Here is a 16,309-nt window from a genome sequence, read left to right as displayed (position 1 = left end):
AGGGTCGGCCCGGATATCGACCCCGGAACCGTCTCGGGGTGCGGGGGGCCGGGAAGATCAGGGTCAAGACAGGGTCGGTCCCGGTGCCGCGGAGGGTCACGGGCGGTCACCATGGACGCATGACGAGTTCGATGCCTTCGCCCCACGAGGCCCCGCCGCCGGCGGACGCCCCGCCCGCCCCGCCGCTGCGGCGGTCGCGCGGGCAGAAGGTCGTGGCCGGCGTGTGCGGCGGTCTCGGCCGGCACTTCGACCTGGACCCGGTGATCTTCCGGGTCGTGCTCGGAGTACTCGCGGTGACGGGCGGCGTCGGACTGATCTTCTACGGATTCGCGTGGCTGGTGATACCGCTCGCGGGCGAGGAGGAGAACGAGGGCCGCAGGCTGCTCACCGGCCGGGTGTCGGGCTCCTCGCTGACCGCGGTGCTGATGGCCCTGGTCGGCTGCGGGATCTTCCTGTCGATGTTGCGGAACGGGGGGACGCTGGCGTTCGCGCTGATCCTCTCGCTCGCGATGAGCGGGGCGGCGGTGTGGTCGCAGCGTCGGCCGTCGGTCGCCGCGACGGCCGAGGAGGGTGGCCGGATAGACCCGGCCGCGGCGCTGGCGGTCGCCGAGGCGCCGCCGGAGACCAAGGCTCCGCCGCTGGTGGAGTGGCCGTCCTGGTGGCGGGACCCCATCGTCAAGGACGGGTCGACCGGCAAGGTCGCCATCGGTTATCTCTGGGGCCCGCACGGGATCGTCGACAAGGACGGCAAGGTCAACGGGGAGGTGCCGACGCCGGGCGGGCAGTGGGGGACCCCGCTGCCGGGGCGGCCGACGCCGTCGGCCCGGGTGGGCGGCGAGCCGCTGTCGATCGGCGGTCTGGTGTTCCTGCTGGCGCTGATGGCCGGCGGTCTGGGCACGGGCCTGTCGTGGGACGGGCATCCGCTGGGCACCAGTCTGCAGATCGGGCTCGCGGCGGCGCTCGGGGTGATCGGTGTCGGGCTGCTGGTCAGCAGCCTCCTCGGCCGCACCGGGTTCGGCACGCTGTGCCTGATGGTGCTCACGGCGGGTCTGCTCGCGGTCGCCTCGGCGCTGCCGAAGGAGATCTCGACCGTGTGGGCCCGGGAGACCTGGCAGCCCGCGGCGGTCGCCGGAGTGCAGCCGCAGTACGAGCTGGGCACCGGCGTGGGCAGGCTCGACCTGTCGCGGCTCGCCGTCCCGCCGGGGACGAGGGTGTCGACGCGGGTGGAGGTCGGCGCGGGCAAGCTGGAGGTGATCGTGCCGCGGAACGCGACGGTGACGCTGCGCGCCCAGGTGGGCCTGGGTGATCTGCAGCTGCCGCCTGACCAGCCGAGCCGCCCGGTGCCGCCGGTCGCTCCGCCCGCCCCGTCGACTCCTGTGGACCCCGGGCAGTCGTCGGTGTCGCCCACCGCGATACCGGCGCCGGTTCCGCCGCTCGCGCCGACCGCTCCTACCGCGCCGACGCGGCCGTCGGGCGACGACATCGACATCGCGCCGGACCTGGACGAGACCCGGACGCTCGTCCCGCCGCCGGGGGTCGCCCCGGGCGGCACGATCGACCTCTTCCTGGAGGTCGCCCTCGGACAGGTGGAGGTCACCCGTGCTGGTTCATGAGTTCCGCCCCGGGCGGCTGGTCCTGGGCCTGGCGGCGCTGGCGCTCGCGGCGCTGTTCCTGGGCGACGCGAGCGGCGCCTGGTCCGTCGCCTGGTACGTGGTGATACCGGTGCTGTGCGGGGGCCTCGGGCTCGCGGCCGTCACGTCCTGGACGGCCTATCGAATACGCCGGCGGTCGGCGAGGAGCGCGTCCAGCGAGAGCACCGGGGCGCCGGCGAGCAGCAGGGGCAGCCAGGACATCAGGTAGGCGAGGTCGTTGCCGAGGTAGTACGGGTTCACCTGCCAGCTGACGGTCAGCCACAGGCTCAGCGAGATCAGCGCCCCGCCGAGCGCGGCCACCCGGGCGAAGAGCCCGAAGAGGGTGCCGATGCCGACGGCGAGCTCGCCGAGGGCGATGGCGTAGCCGAAGCCGACGGGGCTCTTGAGGGCCAGGTCGACGAGGGCGGGCAGGGCCGAGGTGTCCCGGACGCCCCGCATGACCTCGCCGATGGACTCGGGGCCGGTGTCGGCGAGGAAGGAGGGATCGGTGAGCTTGTCGAGTCCGGCGTAGATGAAGGTGATGCCGAGAAAGATCCGCAGCGGCACGAGGGCGTAGCGGGTGGCGAGGGCCTTCCAGTCGCCGGGGCCGTTCGGGCCGGTGAGGAGCGCGGAGCCGCCGGACCGGCCGCCGGAGTCCGAGCCCTCGGTCGTTCCGTCCGTGCGTCCCGCCATCTCCGGCCACCTCTCCGAGCCCCTGCCTGCGTTCAGGGAACGATTCTCCCCGCAATCGCCGCGCGGGGACATTCCCGGGGCCGGAAACGGGGCGGGGAAAGGTGGCGGAAAGCGCGTCCGACGGCCGGCGGCGGTCAGTCGAGGACGTCGATGGTGACCCGGTTGGTCTCGACGCCGGCGGCGGTCACCACCGACACCTCGACCCGGCCCGGTTCCACGTCGGCCGGGAGGGGGACGGTGAGGACGGTGTCGGTCGGGTTGGCGAAACCGCCGGGGACGGGGACCAGCGGGACGTGGGCGTGGACCGGGCCGATCCGGACGACCAGGCGGGTCAGCGGCTCGGGGGCGGCGGCGCCGGCCGGGACGAAGCCGCTGCCGCGGATCTCGATGTCGTCGCCGGTGCGGATCGGGGCGTCGAGGTCGCCCGCCTCGCGGGAGCGGACCACGGAGAAGATCTTGGGCCGGCCGCCCTGGGCGCACTTGCCGGCGAGGTAGCAGGTCACGGACACGGCGACGAGGAGCACAAGGGCCCACGGCAGTTCGGGCAGCCGGTCGGGAGCGCGGCAGAGCCGGACGACGGTGACGGCGAGGACGGAGGTGGAGACGAGGACGTACTGCACATCGGCGAGGTCGGCCCGGCCGTCGTCGTCGCACAGCAGGTCGGCGAGGCGGGGCCGGTCGGCACGGACCTTCTGCAGCCGGCGGGCGGCCACCCGGAGCGACACGACGAGCCGGGAGGTCACCACCGTCCAGCCGCTGAGGGCGAGCACGGCGAGCAGTCCGGCGCCGCGCCGCAGGCCCAGGTCCACGGAGGGGGTCCCGAGGGCGAGGAGCAGGGCGAGCTGGAGCAGGACGAGGACGGAGAGGAGGAGCCAGCAGGCGGCGACGGTACGGGAGGTGGACAGCCGGTTGTCCTCGCCGAGCAGCGGGGCGAGGACTCCGCCCCGGTCGCGGTGCAGCCGGGCCGCGCCGGTGAGGGCGGCGGCGAGCAGTGCCGCGGCGCCGAGGGCGGCGCTGCGCGGTGCGGTCCAGCCGGTGCCGAGGGCGGTGAGGGCCTGCCCGAGCAGCAGGGCGAGGACGGCGCCCCACACGGCGGCGACGGTGGCGCGGTGGACCCGGCCCGACCGGGCCTGGCCGGCGGCGGGACCGTGTGCCGCCACCGTACGGGCGGACTGGGCGAGCTCGTCGGAGACCCACTGGCGGGAGGCGACCGGCGAGTGGGCGAGGGCGGCGGGCACTCCGTGTCCGGCGGCGAGCTCGTCGCGCCGGGCGAGGAAGGCGGCCACGGCCCGCCGGTGGCCGGAGCGTTCGCAGTGTGGGCAGCCGCCGCCCTCCGCGAGGCACGCCCCGTCCTGTCTCGCCTCTTGCACCGCCACGGCGCCGCCCCCTTCCCGATCAGTCAACTGGCTGTTGATTCCAGGGAATTGTGCCGCACGTTCTGCCCGTTCGCGGGGTTCGGCACCCCTCGCGCGGGAGTGATTGAAGAGTCATCACATTGACGGAAAGGAGTGTTCTACGACAGGAGTTCGGGCTCCGCGCGGCTGATCCGCCGCCACAGCGGCTGGTAGTTGATCCAGGCCACCAGGTCGTTGCCCAGCTGCTCGCGGGTGGCGACGGCGTCGCGGTGGTCGATCAGGACCGGTCTGCCTGCGGCGCGGGCGGCGAGCTGGACCTGGGCGCAGCGTTCCATCGCGATGAACCACCAGGCCGCCGCGTCGACCGAGGAGCCGACCGTGAGCAGCCCGTGGTTGCGCAGCACGAGGCCCTTGAAGGTGCCGAGGGCGACGGCGATCCGGCGTCCTTCCTCGGGGTCGACGACGACGCCGGTGTAGGCGTCGTAGACGGCGTGGTCCTGGTAGAAGGCGCAGGACTCCTGCGTGATCGGGTCGAGCAGCTCGCCCAGCGCGGCGAGCGCCCGGCCGTGCGGGGAGTGGGTGTGGGCGACGGCGACCACGTCGGGGCGGGCGCGGTGCACCGCGGCGTGCACGGTGAAGGCGGCCTGGTTGACGTGGTGGTCGCCGTACACGACCTGCCCGTCGCCGTTGACCAGGATCAGATCGCTCGCGGTGAGGTCGGCGAAGGGGGCGCCGAAGGGGTTCGCCCAGTAGCAGTCGGGGTGCTCGGGGTCGCGGGCGGTGATGTGCCCGGAGACACCCTCCTCGTAACCGAACCGCCCGAAGGTCCGCAGCGCGGCGGCGAGCCGCTGCTTGCGGTGCGCGCGCTCCTCGGCGGCCGTCGCGTGGACGGGCGGCAAGGCGAAGTGGAGCCGGTCGACGGGGACGGGGGCCGGGGCGGGGACGGGCGCCGGTATCTCGGTCATGCGCCGGAAGGTAACGCCCGGATGGTCAACTCACCAGAGTCCGTACGGACAAACGCCGGAGCCTGCGCGGACAGACGGACAGACGGCGAAGCCGCCGCCCCCGGTGCGAAACAGGGGCGACGGCTTCACTCCCGAACGGGAGGGACTACTCCCACTCGATGGTGCCCGGCGGCTTGCTGGTCACGTCGAGGACGACGCGGTTGACGTCGGCGACCTCGTTGGTGATGCGGGTCGAGATGCGGGCGAGCACGTCGTACGGCAGGCGCGACCAGTCGGCGGTCATGGCGTCCTCGGAGGACACCGGGCGCAGCACGATCGGGTGGCCGTAGGTGCGGCCGTCGCCCTGGACGCCGACGGAGCGGACGTCGGCGAGCAGCACGACCGGGCACTGCCAGATCTCGCGGTCGAGACCGGCGGCGGTCAGCTCCTCGCGGGCGATGGCGTCGGCCTCGCGCAGCAGGTCCAGGCGCTCCTTGGTGACCTCGCCGACGATGCGGATGCCGAGGCCGGGGCCGGGGAAGGGCTGGCGCTGGACGATCTCGTCCGGCAGACCGAGCTCCTGGCCGACCATGCGGACCTCGTCCTTGAAGAGCTGGCGCAGCGGCTCGACGAGCTCGAACTCCAGGTCCTCGGGGAGGCCGCCCACGTTGTGGTGGGACTTGATGTTGGCGGTGCCGGTGCCGCCGCCGGACTCGACGATGTCCGGGTAGAGCGTGCCCTGCACGAGGAAGGCGACGTCCTCGCCGTCGGCCGCGCCCTCGGCGATGATCTCGGCCTGGGCGGCCTCGAAGACGCGGATGAACTCCCGGCCGATGATCTTGCGCTTGGTCTCCGGGTCGGAGACGCCGGCGAGGGCGGTGAGGAAGCGCTCCTCGGCGTCGACGACCTTCAGCTGGACGCCGGTGGCGGCCACGAAGTCCTTCTCGACCTGCTCGGTCTCGTTCTTGCGCATCAGACCGTGGTCGACGTAGACGCAGGTGAGCTGCGAGCCGATGGCCTTCTGCACGAGCGCGGCGGCCACGGCGGAGTCGACGCCGCCGGACAGACCGCAGATGGCGCGCTTGGTGCCGACCTGGGCGCGGATGGCCGCGACCTGCTCCTCGATGACGTTGCCGGTCGTCCAGGTGGGCTCGATGCCGGCGCCGCGGTAGAGGAAGTGCTCCAGGATCTGCTGGCCGTGCGTGGAGTGCAGCACCTCGGGGTGGTACTGGACGCCGTACAGCTTCTTCTCGTCGTTCTCGAAGGCGGCGACCGGCACGACGTCGGTGGACGCGGTGACGGTGAAGCCCTCGGGGGCGGCGGAGCAGGCGTCGCCGTGCGACATCCACACCGACTGCTCGACCGGGGTGCCCTCGAAGAGGGTGGAGCCGGCCTTGGAGACGTGCAGCGGGGTGCGGCCGTACTCACGGGCACCCGTGTTGTCGACGGTGCCGCCGAGCGTGGTCGCCATCAGCTGGAAGCCGTAGCACATGCCGAAGACGGGGACGCCGGCCTCGAAGATCTCGCGGTCGAGGCGCGGGGCGCCCTCGGCGTAGACCGACGAGGGACCGCCGGAGAGGATGATCGCCTTCGGGTTCTTGGCCAGCATCTCGGCCACCGGCATGGTGGACGGGACGATCTCGCTGTAGACCCGCGCCTCTCGGACGCGACGGGCGATGAGCTGGGCGTACTGGGCGCCGAAGTCGACAACGAGGACTACGTCCGGGTTGGTGACGTCGGGCGCGGCAGCGGGGGGCGCTGATGACACTACGGCGGCCTTCCGGCGGTAGGAGCGGGTCCCCCGAAGGGGGCTATTTGTCGATTCTACCGGCGCGGCGCGGCCGGATTTCGTCTCACCATCCGAAGCGGGCGGCCGACGGGGTGGCCTTCGTCTCACGATCCGGGCCCGAGTTGCCCCCGGGTGACGGAAGGGGTCCATACTGTCGCCATGCGCAAGCTCACGACGTTCGTCTTTACCTATGGCAACCGGCCCACCGGCTGCCATGGTCGTGCTGCTTGAGCAACTGACAAGCGACTTCCCAGGCGCCCCGGGCCGACAAGGCCCGGGGCGTTCTGCTTGTCCCGGGCGATGCCGCCCCGGGGCTCCCGGACCCGACACCCCGAGGAGCCCACCATGAGCACGCAGACCACCACCGCGCAGACCACCACCGCGCAGACCGTCTCCCCGCAGGCCGTCCCCCAGCAGACCGCCACCGAGCAGACCGGCGCCCGCACCGACGAGGCCGCGGCCCTGATCGGTGACTCCCGCGAGCGCATCGACGCGCTCGACGACCGGATCATCGGCCTGATCCAGGAACGGATGGCCGTCTCGGCCGTCATCCAGGAGGCCCGGATCTCCTCCGGCGGCCGGCGGGTGAACCTCGCCCGCGAGATGGAGGTGCTCGGCCACTACCGCGACGCGCTGGGCAAGCCGGGCACGGCGCTCGCGATGACGATGCTGGAGCTGTGCCGCGGCCGCATCTGAGCCCCGGGGACCCGGGCGGTGCCACGGGGGTGCGCCCCCGCACCCGAGTTCGGTGCCGCTCTCACCCGTACGGCGCGTGACCGCGCCCGGCACCCCTTCGTTGGGCGTGTTGTCCGTGCCAGCCAGGGGCGGGCCCGAAAAAGACCACGCGTGGCTTCGCTGGGGCGTGTGACGTACCTCTGGTACGTCGTGGGACCTCGCACCAGCGCGCGTGACCGGACGGCAGGGGACAGCAGCCCGGTCACCCAGAAAGGGCGGTCGGTCCCGGGGACGCCCGGGACCGACCGCAACCGGCCGAACGACCCGAGATCCCCGTCCCGCTCCCCACACCCCCGCTCCCACACCCTCGCTCCCCGCACCCGACACCACCACGGCGCTCCACCCCCCGGCGCCGTTCCCCAGGCACCGCCGCAGCCCTGACGCCGGTGCCGCTCCCAGGGGCCCCGCGTCCGCGACCGGAATCGCCACGCGGGGCCCCTGCGTTGCACGCCCCCACCCCACGTGACGCGCGTCACATAAAGATCTCGTGAGCGGGCTACAACCAATCCCCCAGGTCACCGGTCATCTATGCAGCACCACCCGAAAACTGGAGGGGCGCTGCACTCGGAGGGGGGTGCAGCGCCCTTTCGGTTTTCCGGAGTCCGCCCGGGGACTCCCCGGGATCCCCCGGAGTCCGCTCAGTCCTTCTTCGGCGGGACCGCCGGGATCCCCAGGAACGGCAGCTTCAGCGCGCCGAAGGCCTCCGCAGGGACGGCCGGGGACACTGGCTCGACGGCCGCGACCCGCACGTACGCCTCGCCCTGGCCCGGCCGCGGGTCCTTCTCGCCCTTGTTCGGCCAGAAGGACATGGCCCGCTCGGCCTGCGCCGTGATCGTCAGCGAGGGATTGACGCCGAGGTTGGCGGAGACCGCCGCGCCGTCGACGACCGAGATGCCCGGGTGCCCGTAGAGCCGGTGGTACGGGTCGATGACGCCGGACGCGGCGTCGGCGCCGATCGGGCAGCCGCCCAGGAAGTGGGCGGTGAGCGGGGTGCCCATCAGCTCGCCGATGTTGGAGCCGGCGAAGCCGTTGATCTCCTCGGCCATCAGCGAGGCGGCACGGGTGGCGGCCTCGATCTGGGTCGGGTTGGGCGCGCCGTGCCCCTGGCGGGCGGTGAGCAGACCCTTCCCGAGGCCGCCGGGCTTGCGGAAGGTGGTCAGCGAGTTGTCCAGGGACTGCATGACCAGACCGATGATGGTGCGCTCCGACCAGCGGCGGTTGGACAGCGAACGCAGCGCGAGGGTCGGGTGCTTGACGATCTCCAGGAGCCACTTGCGGACCCGGTGCGCGCCGTAGGGCACCTGGAGGACGGTGAGGCCGCCCATGGAGTTGGAGCCCTTGCCGTAACGGACCGGCTCGATGTGCGTGTTCTCGTCGGGGTGGATGGACGAGGTGATCGCGACGCCCTTGGTGAAGTCGGCGCGCTCCTGGCCGTGCCGCTTGCGGTAGCGGCGGTCGGTGGTCTGCGAGCCCACCAGGGCCTCGGAGTTGGTGCGGGTCAGTTCGCCGAGCCGGCCGGAGATGTGGGGCAGGAGCCCGGTGTCCTTCATCCGGTGCAGCAGGGTCTGCGTGCCGTACGTGCCGGCCGCGACGACCACCCGGCGGGCGGTGAAGGTGCGTCCGGCGCCCTTCTTGCGGTTGTCGGTGGGCAGCGTCTTGACGGCGTAGCCGCCGCGCGAGTCCTCGGTGAGCGCGACCACCGTGGTCATCGGGTGGACCACCGCGCCGGCCTTCTCGGCCAGATAGAGGTAGTTCTCGTTGAGGGTGTTCTTCGCGCCGTGCCGGCAGCCGGTCATGCACTCGCCGCACTCGGTGCAGGCCTTGCGGGACGGGCCCGCGCCGCCGAAGTACGGGTCGGCGACCTCGCCGCCCGGCCGCGCCTCGGCCGTGCCGTCCGCGTCGGAGCCGTCGCCGAAGAAGACGCCGACCGGTGCCATGTGGAAGGTGTCCCCGATGCCCATGGCCTGAGCGGTGGCCTTCAGGTGCACGTCGGACGGGGTCATCGTCGGGTTGAGGCGTACGCCGAGCATCCGCTTGGCCTGGTCGTAGTACGGGGCGAGCTCGTCGCGCCAGTCGGTGATGTCCTTCCACTGCGGGTCGTCGAAGAACGGCGCGAGCGGCTCGTAGAGGGTGTTGGCGTAGTTGAGCGAGCCGCCGCCGACGCCGGCGCCCGCGAGCACCATGACGTTGCCGAGCAGATGGATGCGCTGGATGCCGTAGAGGCCGAGGGTGGGGGCCCAGAGGAAGTTCTTCAGGTCCCAGGAGTTCTTCGGCAGGCTCTCGCGGGTGTAGCGGCGGCCGGCCTCCAGGACGCCGACCCGGTAGCCCTTCTCGGTGAGCCGGAGGGCCGTGACCGAGCCGCCGAAGCCGGAGCCGACGACCACGACGTCGTAGTCGTACGCATCGTCCGGATCCTGATCCTGATTCCGGGCAGGGGGTACCGCGGTCATGACTCTCCTCGTACGGGATAGGACAGGTGGGACGGGGCGGGTCAGCGCAGGCGCAGGGCCTTCATGACCTTCAGGGACGTGCTCATGAAGGCGGCGTACCGCTCGTCGTCCATCCCGAAGGAGGGCGCGAGCGGGAGCAGCCGCTGCTGGGCCACGGTCTGGGCCTCGGTGTACTTGAGGATGCCCTCGGAGCCGTGGCGCCGGCCGAGGCCGGAGTCCTTCATGCCGCCCATCGGGGACTGCACGCTGCCGTACGCGGGCGCGTACCCCTCGTTGATGTTGACGGTGCCGGTGCGCAGCCGGGCGGCCACCGCGTGGCCGCGGCGGGAGTCGGTGGTCCAGACGGAGGAGTTCAGGCCGTACGGGGTGGCGTTGGCGAGGGCGACGACCTCGTCCTCGTCCCGGAAGCGGTAGATCGAGACGACCGGGCCGAAGGTCTCCTCGGCGCAGACGGCCATCGGGGCCTCGACGCCGTCGAGGATGGTCGGCTCGAAGAAGTACGGGCCGATGTCGGGCCGGGCGACGCCGCCGGCCACCAGCTTGGCGCCCTTGGCGACGGCCTCCTCGACGTGCCGGGTGACGGTCTCCAGCTGGCGCTCGCCGACCAGGGAGCCCATCTCGGCGCCGTACGCGAGGGAGTTGCCGAGCCGCATGGCCTTGGTGCGGGCGGCGAAGCGGGCGACGAAGTCGTCGGCGATCGACTCGTGCACGTACAGCCGCTCGATGGAGATGCACAGCTGGCCGGCGGAGGAGAAGCAGGCGCGGACGGCGCCGGCGGCGGCCTTCTCGACGTCGGCGTCCTTGAGGACCAGCATGGCGTTCTTGCCGCCGAGCTCCAGGCTGACGCCGACCAGGCGGGCGGCGGCGCCCTGGGCGACCTCGCGGCCGGTGCGGGTGGAGCCGGTGAAGGAGACGTAGTCGGCGTGCCGGACGACCTCGGGTCCGACGACCGGGCCCTCGCCGAGCACGACCTGGAAGACCTCGGCGGGAAGCCCGGCCTCGATCAGCAGGTCACGGGCCCACAGGGCGGTCAGCGCGGTCTCGGTGTCCGGCTTCATGACGACGGCGTTGCCGGAGACGAAGGCGGGCAGCGCGTCGCCGACCGACAGCTCCAGGGGGTAGTTCCAGGGCGCGATCTGGCCGACGACCCCGCGCGGCTGGCGCAGCTCGGTGACCTTGGTGAGGGTCGGCACGACGCCGGTGTGGTGCTTGGGACGCAGGTACGAGGGCGCCTTGCGGCCGTAGTGGCGCGCGGCGACGGCGACCGCCTGGACCTCCTCGTGGGCGTGCAGGCGGGCCTTGCCGGTCTCCAGCTGGATGAGGTCGAGGACCTCGGCCTGGCGCCGGAGGACCAGGTCGTGGAAGCGCAGCAGCACGCCGGCGCGGGCCTTGACGGGGGTCGCGGCCCAGGCGGCCTGGGCGGCGCGGGCACGGCGGTAGGCCTCGGCGACGTCCTCGGGGGTGGCCTCGGGCAGGTCCGCCAGCTTGTCCCCGGTGAAGGGGGTGTGGTTGGCGGTACGGCCGGAGCCCGCGACCCCGCGGGTGAGCCGGGCGACCAGCTCGGGCGTGACCACACCGGCGGCGGTGCGCGCACCGGCGGGGGCGGCGGCGACGGGGTTGGTGCCGAGGGGCGCCGGGGCCGGGGCGGCCGGGGCCGTGGCCGTGACCGTGGTGGAGGGTGCCTGCGAGTCCGTCATGAGGGCGAGGGTAGGCGGCATTCCGGGCTTTGGGTACCCGTCGGTAACGCGTTTTCACCGGGTGCGCACATCGTGCCAGTGTTCGCTGGCACATAAGCCCTGATCAGGGGCTTGTGCCTGGTCGAGCGTGAGATTTCCGCCGGTCCGCGGATCCGGTCAGTCCGACTGCTCGCCCGGGGCACGCCAGTGCTGGACGACGACGTCGAACTGCTCCCGGGTGGTCTCCCAGCTCTTCTCCGGCGAGGCCATGTACAGCGCGTACTCGGTGCCGTCGTCCCCGTAGTAGATCTGGTCGATCGCGTGCCGGGGGCCGGGGAACTCCTGCTTCTCGGTCCAGCTGAACTCCCACCGCGCCGATTTGACCTGATCGCGGTAGGTGTTCTGGTTCAGCAGGATCCGCTGGTAGTCGAGCCGCTTCTTGAGCGTCTTCTCCAGGTCGAGCACGTGCATGTAGGGGTTCTCGAAGTCGGGCGTGGGGTCGATGCTGATCCGGATGCGGTGCTTGCCGTTGTCCGGGGTGTAGTCGATCTGGTCGCCGTCGGTCTGCCGCTTCCAGCCGTCGGGGACGACGAGGCTGAAGCCCTCCGGGTCCTGGACCCGGTGCCAGCCGGCCGGGACGTCGCCCTTGGCCGGGTCGCCGGCCGGATCCTTCGCGGGGTCCTTGGACGGGTCCTTCGTGCCGTGCTGACCGGTCGGGTCGCCCTTGTCGCCGAACTGCGTCATCGCGACGAACACCGCGCCTCCCGCGAGCAGGCCCGCGAGGACGGCGGCGAGCAGGGCGGGGCGCCAGCGCCCGCGGCCCCCGCCGGAGGTCCGGCCGGCACCGGGCGGCATTCCGCCGGGCACGGTCGCGCCCGGCGGCACGGGGCCCGGAGCGGATACGGGGTGCGGAACGGGCTGGACGGGCTGGACGGGCTGGACGGGAGCGGGTGCCGGCGCACGGACGGGGCCGGCGAGCTGCTCCTCGTACGGTACGGGCAGCGGGGTCGTCGTCCCGGGCGCGGCGGCGGCCAGCTCCTCGGCCTCGATCCGCTGCGTCGGCACATACGCCTGCGCGGCCTGCGGCGCGCGCCCCTCCATGGCGTCGAGCAGCATCCGCTCGGCCTCGTCGGCCTGCGGGCGCTGCGCGGGGTCCTTACGCAGCAGGGCCACGATCACCGGCGCGAGCGCCCCGGCGCGCTCGGGGTACGGCGCCTCCTCCGTCACCACGGCCTGCATGGTGCTGATCGGCGAGCTGCGGCGGAACGGCGAGTTGCCCTCCACCGCCGCGTAGAGCGTGGCGCCGAGCGACCACAGGTCGGAGGCCGGCCCGGGGTCCCCGCCGCGTACCCGTTCGGGCGCCAGGTAGTCGATGGAGCCGACGAGTTCGCCGGTGCGCGTGATCGAGGAGTCGCCCTCGATGGCGGCGATCCCGAAGTCGGTGATGAGCACCCGGCCGTCGCGCGCGAGCAGCACGTTGCCCGGCTTCACGTCACGGTGCAGCACGCCGGCGGCGTGCGCGGCGCGCAGCGCGCCGAGGACGTGCAGACCGATCCGGGCGGCCTCGCGCGGCACGATCGGCCCGGACTCCTTGGTCGCGTCGGCGAGCGAGGGCCCGTCCACGTACTGCATGACGATCCACGGACGGTCGTCGTGCTCCAGGACGTCGTGCACGGTGACGACGCCCGGGTGGGTGATCCGGGCGGCCGCCCGGGCCTCCTTCTGCGTCCGGGCGTGCAGGACCAGCCGATCGGCCTCGGCCACGAACCGGCCCGCCGTCAACTCCTTGACGGCCACGATCCGGTGCAGCACCTCGTCGTGGGCGCGCCAGACCTTGCCCATGCCGCCGCGTCCGATGGACTCGGCCAGCCGGTAGCGCCCGGCCAGCAACAGCCCGGTGCCGGCGCTTTCAGAATGTTCCACGTGCCCCCGCTTGGTCGCTTCGGACACAAGATTACGGAGGGGAGGACGGCGTGCGGAACCTCGGGGCGGGCTTTGGGAACAACCTGTGACCAGAGGCGGTTTCAAGCCACCCTGTGTGAGTGCCGGTCAGCGGGTGGCGCGGTAGGCCTTCACCGCCTGGTCGTAGATCTCGGACACCTTGTCCCGCTCGTTCTCCGGGCCGATGACCTGCACGATGTGATAGCTCCCGCCCTCGATCAGCGCGAGGTTGCGCACGAACACCTCGCGCCCGGTGCTGTCCTGCCAGGTGAACTGGCCGACCGCCATGGACTGGCTGCCTATGTCGATCCGGCGCAGATTGGAGGCGCTGGACCAGGACGAGTCCCGCCAGGGCTGGAGCTCGCGCTCCCTGGTCCGCTGGTACGCCATCGGGTCCGCGCCGTTCGCGGCCACGGTGTCCCGGCCGGGCACCACGATCAGCGTGAAGTCTCCGCCGGTGAAGCGCACTTGTCCGGCGTCGTTGATCGGGCTGCGGCGCCAGCCGCGCGGCACGCCGACCTGGAAGCCCTCGGGGTCCTTCCGCAGCTCGTAACCGGCGCGCAGGGAGGGCGCGGAGGGGTCGACGGCCGGCGGGGCGGTGGTGGCCGGTTTCGTCGGGGTGGGTGCGGTCGTGGTGCCGGTCGTCGGGCGCCCTCCGTCGTCGGCGGGCGGCGCCGAGGGGCTCACCGGGGCCCCGGACTTCGCCGGGGGCGCACCGGAACCGTCCGTCTCCTCGCCCGACTTGGGCAGGAACCACACGGCGTACGCGACGGCTCCGGCGAGCAGCAGCAGGATCAGGAGGAGCAGCGTCCGGCCGAGGGCGCGCGGGGAGCCCGAGGAGCGCCCGGGGGCTCGGGGGGCTCGGGGGGCTCGCTGCGGGATCTCCTCGTGCACCGTTTCGTCGGGATACGCGGCGTATGACGAGGAGCCGTGCGCCGTCTCCTGGTGGGCCGCATGCGCCGGGTACGCGGCCTCGCGCCCGGCGCGCCCCTTGGTCTGCCGGTGGCGGTGCCGGCCGCCGGCCGCTCCCCCGCGCCGGCGGCGCACCAGTTCGCCGCGGCGGCGGATGATGGGCAGCCGGGTGGCGTCGGGCGAGGGCAGCGGTACGACGCCGAGGCCGGCCTCCGGCTCGGGCGCCGAACGGACCAGGGAGCGCAGCCAGCCGCTCAGTTCCTCGACGTCGGGGCGCTCGGTGGGGTCCTGGCGCAGCAGCGACTCCACGACCGGCCGCAGCGGGCCGCACTCCTCGGCGAAGGCGGGCGGCTCGGCGCAGACCAGCTGGACCAGCTCGGCGGCGCTGTCCTCGGGGTACGGAGCGTGGCCCTGCACGGCCCGGTAGAGCAGCGCGCCGAGCGCCCACAGGTCGGTGGCGGGGCCGATGGGCGGGGCGAGCCGCCAGTGCTCGTGGACCGGGCCCGCCTGCTCGGGCGCCCACCGCTCGGTGACGGCGCCGACCACGGCCATCCGGGTCTGCCGGGCCCGCTCGGCGGCGAGCCGGGTGACCGGGCCGCGGTACGCGTCGGCGACGGGACCGGACTCCGGCGCCCCGGCGGGCACGGCGGCCGGCTCGGGTGTGGCCGCCCGGTATCCGGCGGGGAGCGCGGGCAGCGCGGAACCGCCGCCGGCCGGGAGGGAACGGCCGCCGTCGCGGGAGGCGTGCGGGCCGTCGGTCCAGTTCCCCTTCAGATACGCGCGGGGCGGCGGCGTACGCCCGTACGTGCCGCCCGTCTCGTCGTCGTCCCCGTCATCGTCGTCGTCCTCGCCGACCCGGGCCCACCACTGCGGCTCCGGAGGGGCGGGCGGCCCGGCCGGCGGTTCCGCGGGCGGAGCGGTCGGCTCATCGGACCGCTCGGGCTCGGCGGACTCGGCGGGTTCGGCGGGGCGCTGGGCCGGGAGGGCTCCGGTCTCACCGATCCGGGCGGCGGCGCGGGCGCCCGCGCGGTACGCGGCGATGGCCCCGGCCCGTGCCTGGCGCAGGTCACTCGCGGGCGGCACGGCGGGCGCGGGCACGACCGACGCCGAGGGCAGCTCGGGCCGGGCGGTGCGCCCGGGGCCGTACGGGGTGCCGCCGTGCGGGCCGTAGCCGGTCGTGCCGGGCGCCTCCGGACCGTCGCCGTCCTCGCCGTCCTCGTCGTCCTCGCCGTCGCTCACGGCGCGGCCGGGCACGTCGAGGTACGCCTCGTCGGAAGCCGTCCCGGCGAGGTAGGCCTCGTCGGGGTAGGTCTCGTCCGGGTGGTCCTCCTCGGGCTCCCGGGGCGGGGGCAGGACGGTGCCGCCGCCGAACTCCTCGTAGGCCTCGGTCTCGTACGGGTCGTAGGCCTCGGTCTCGCCTTCCTCGTACGCCTCGGGCTCGTACGCCTCGGGCTCGAAGGCCTCGGCCCCGTACGGCTCCGGCGTCTCCCGGTACACCGGAAAGGCGTCCTGCTCCGCCTCGTCCGGCACCGGCGCGTAGCCGCAGAGGGCCTCCTCGGCGGCGCCGGCGGCGAGGCCGGTGAGGACGACGCGGCCGTCGTCGCAGACGAGGACGGTGCGGGCGGTGACGTTGCGGTGGGTCCAGCCGTGGGCGTGCAGGGCGCGCAGGGCGGTGAGCAGGTCGGCGCCCATCTCGGCGGCGCGGTACGGGCTGAGCGGGCCCTCGGCGAGGAGCTCCGAGAGTGGGGTGGCGGCGACGAACTCGCTCACTATCCACAGCGAACCGGCCTCGGCGAACACGTCGAAGACCTGGTCGAGGCGCGGGTGGTCGGGGATCCGGGCGGCGGCCTGGGCCGCCTCGACGGCGCGCCGGACGGTCGGGTCGGCGGGGCGGCGGGTGGCGCGGCCGGGCTCCGCGTGCGGCTGGTCGTCGAGGAGTTCGGCGTCGACGATCTCGGGCAGCGGCACCTGACGGATGCGCACTTCCTGGCCGCTGTAGGTGTCAAAGGCGCGCGTCTCCGCCGGTTCGGGTTCGTACGCGTCCGGCGGTGGCAGGGGCAGGCGGTAGCGATCCGCGAGCACCCTTCCGGCGTAGTCGTCCACGACGCCTCCCCACGCGCCTGCTGTCCCCCGTGCCCCGCCCTCACTATGTCGGGCGGGGCCTCTCACGATACGTGCGCCGT

Annotated in this window: 10 protein-coding genes; 2 read left to right on the top strand and 8 right to left on the bottom strand. The window is 73.5% G+C overall.

Annotated elements, in window-relative coordinates; all coding sequences use genetic code 11:
• Positions 1-131 precede the first annotated feature (131 nt).
• Complete coding sequence (locus tag AB0M18_RS02115; protein WP_365755030.1) at positions 132-1,613, top strand: PspC domain-containing protein; 1,482 nt, start codon at positions 132-134, stop codon at positions 1,611-1,613.
• 156 nt (positions 1,614-1,769) lie between these two features.
• Here AB0M18_RS02115 and AB0M18_RS02110 read toward each other — a convergent pair whose 3' ends face one another.
• The 4 genes from AB0M18_RS02110 to guaA form a co-directional block, all read right to left on the bottom strand.
• A complete protein-coding gene (locus tag AB0M18_RS02110; protein WP_365754704.1) occupies positions 1,770-2,324 on the bottom strand; it encodes a DoxX family protein in 555 nt (184 codons plus the stop codon).
• Between the two features lie 134 nt (positions 2,325-2,458).
• Positions 2,459-3,700, bottom strand: coding sequence for a hypothetical protein (locus tag AB0M18_RS02105; protein ID WP_365754702.1), 1,242 nt, complete (start codon positions 3,698-3,700; stop codon positions 2,459-2,461).
• Between the two features lie 137 nt (positions 3,701-3,837).
• Entirely contained in the window at positions 3,838-4,644 is an 807-nt protein-coding gene (locus AB0M18_RS02100; RefSeq protein ID WP_365754701.1) for a class II aldolase/adducin family protein, read from the bottom strand.
• Between the two features lie 145 nt (positions 4,645-4,789).
• Positions 4,790-6,391, bottom strand: a complete 1,602-nt coding sequence (gene guaA, locus AB0M18_RS02095; protein WP_365754699.1) for a glutamine-hydrolyzing GMP synthase — start codon at positions 6,389-6,391, stop codon at positions 4,790-4,792.
• Positions 6,392-6,757: 366 nt separating this feature from the next.
• Between guaA and AB0M18_RS02090 the strand changes: the two genes are divergently transcribed.
• Positions 6,758-7,108 (top strand): chorismate mutase, encoded by a 351-nt coding sequence (locus AB0M18_RS02090; RefSeq protein WP_365754697.1) that lies wholly within the window; start codon positions 6,758-6,760, stop codon positions 7,106-7,108.
• Between the two features lie 677 nt (positions 7,109-7,785).
• Here the strand turns inward: AB0M18_RS02090 and AB0M18_RS02085 are convergent.
• From AB0M18_RS02085 to AB0M18_RS02070, 4 genes are all read right to left on the bottom strand, one after another.
• Positions 7,786-9,597 carry a GMC family oxidoreductase gene (locus tag AB0M18_RS02085; protein ID WP_365754696.1) on the bottom strand — a complete coding sequence of 604 codons (1,812 nt, stop codon included), beginning with the start codon at positions 9,595-9,597 and terminating at the stop codon, positions 7,786-7,788.
• A 41-nt stretch (positions 9,598-9,638) separates the two neighbouring features.
• Positions 9,639-11,294 (bottom strand): succinic semialdehyde dehydrogenase, encoded by a 1,656-nt coding sequence (locus AB0M18_RS02080; RefSeq protein ID WP_365754694.1) that lies wholly within the window; start codon positions 11,292-11,294, stop codon positions 9,639-9,641.
• A 156-nt stretch (positions 11,295-11,450) separates the two neighbouring features.
• Positions 11,451-13,196 carry a serine/threonine-protein kinase gene (locus AB0M18_RS02075; protein WP_365754692.1) on the bottom strand — a complete coding sequence of 582 codons (1,746 nt, stop codon included), beginning with the start codon at positions 13,194-13,196 and terminating at the stop codon, positions 11,451-11,453.
• Between the two features lie 126 nt (positions 13,197-13,322).
• Positions 13,323-16,229, bottom strand: coding sequence for a protein kinase (locus AB0M18_RS02070; protein ID WP_365754690.1), 2,907 nt, complete (start codon positions 16,227-16,229; stop codon positions 13,323-13,325).
• Between the last annotated feature and the right edge of the window lie 80 nt (positions 16,230-16,309).

Source organism: Streptomyces sp. NPDC051909, from assembly GCF_040681095.1.
Taxonomy (GTDB): domain Bacteria; phylum Actinomycetota; class Actinomycetes; order Streptomycetales; family Streptomycetaceae; genus Streptomyces.
The sequence above is the reverse complement of the archived record's forward strand: the minus strand, read 5'-3'. Positions and strand labels throughout refer to the sequence as shown.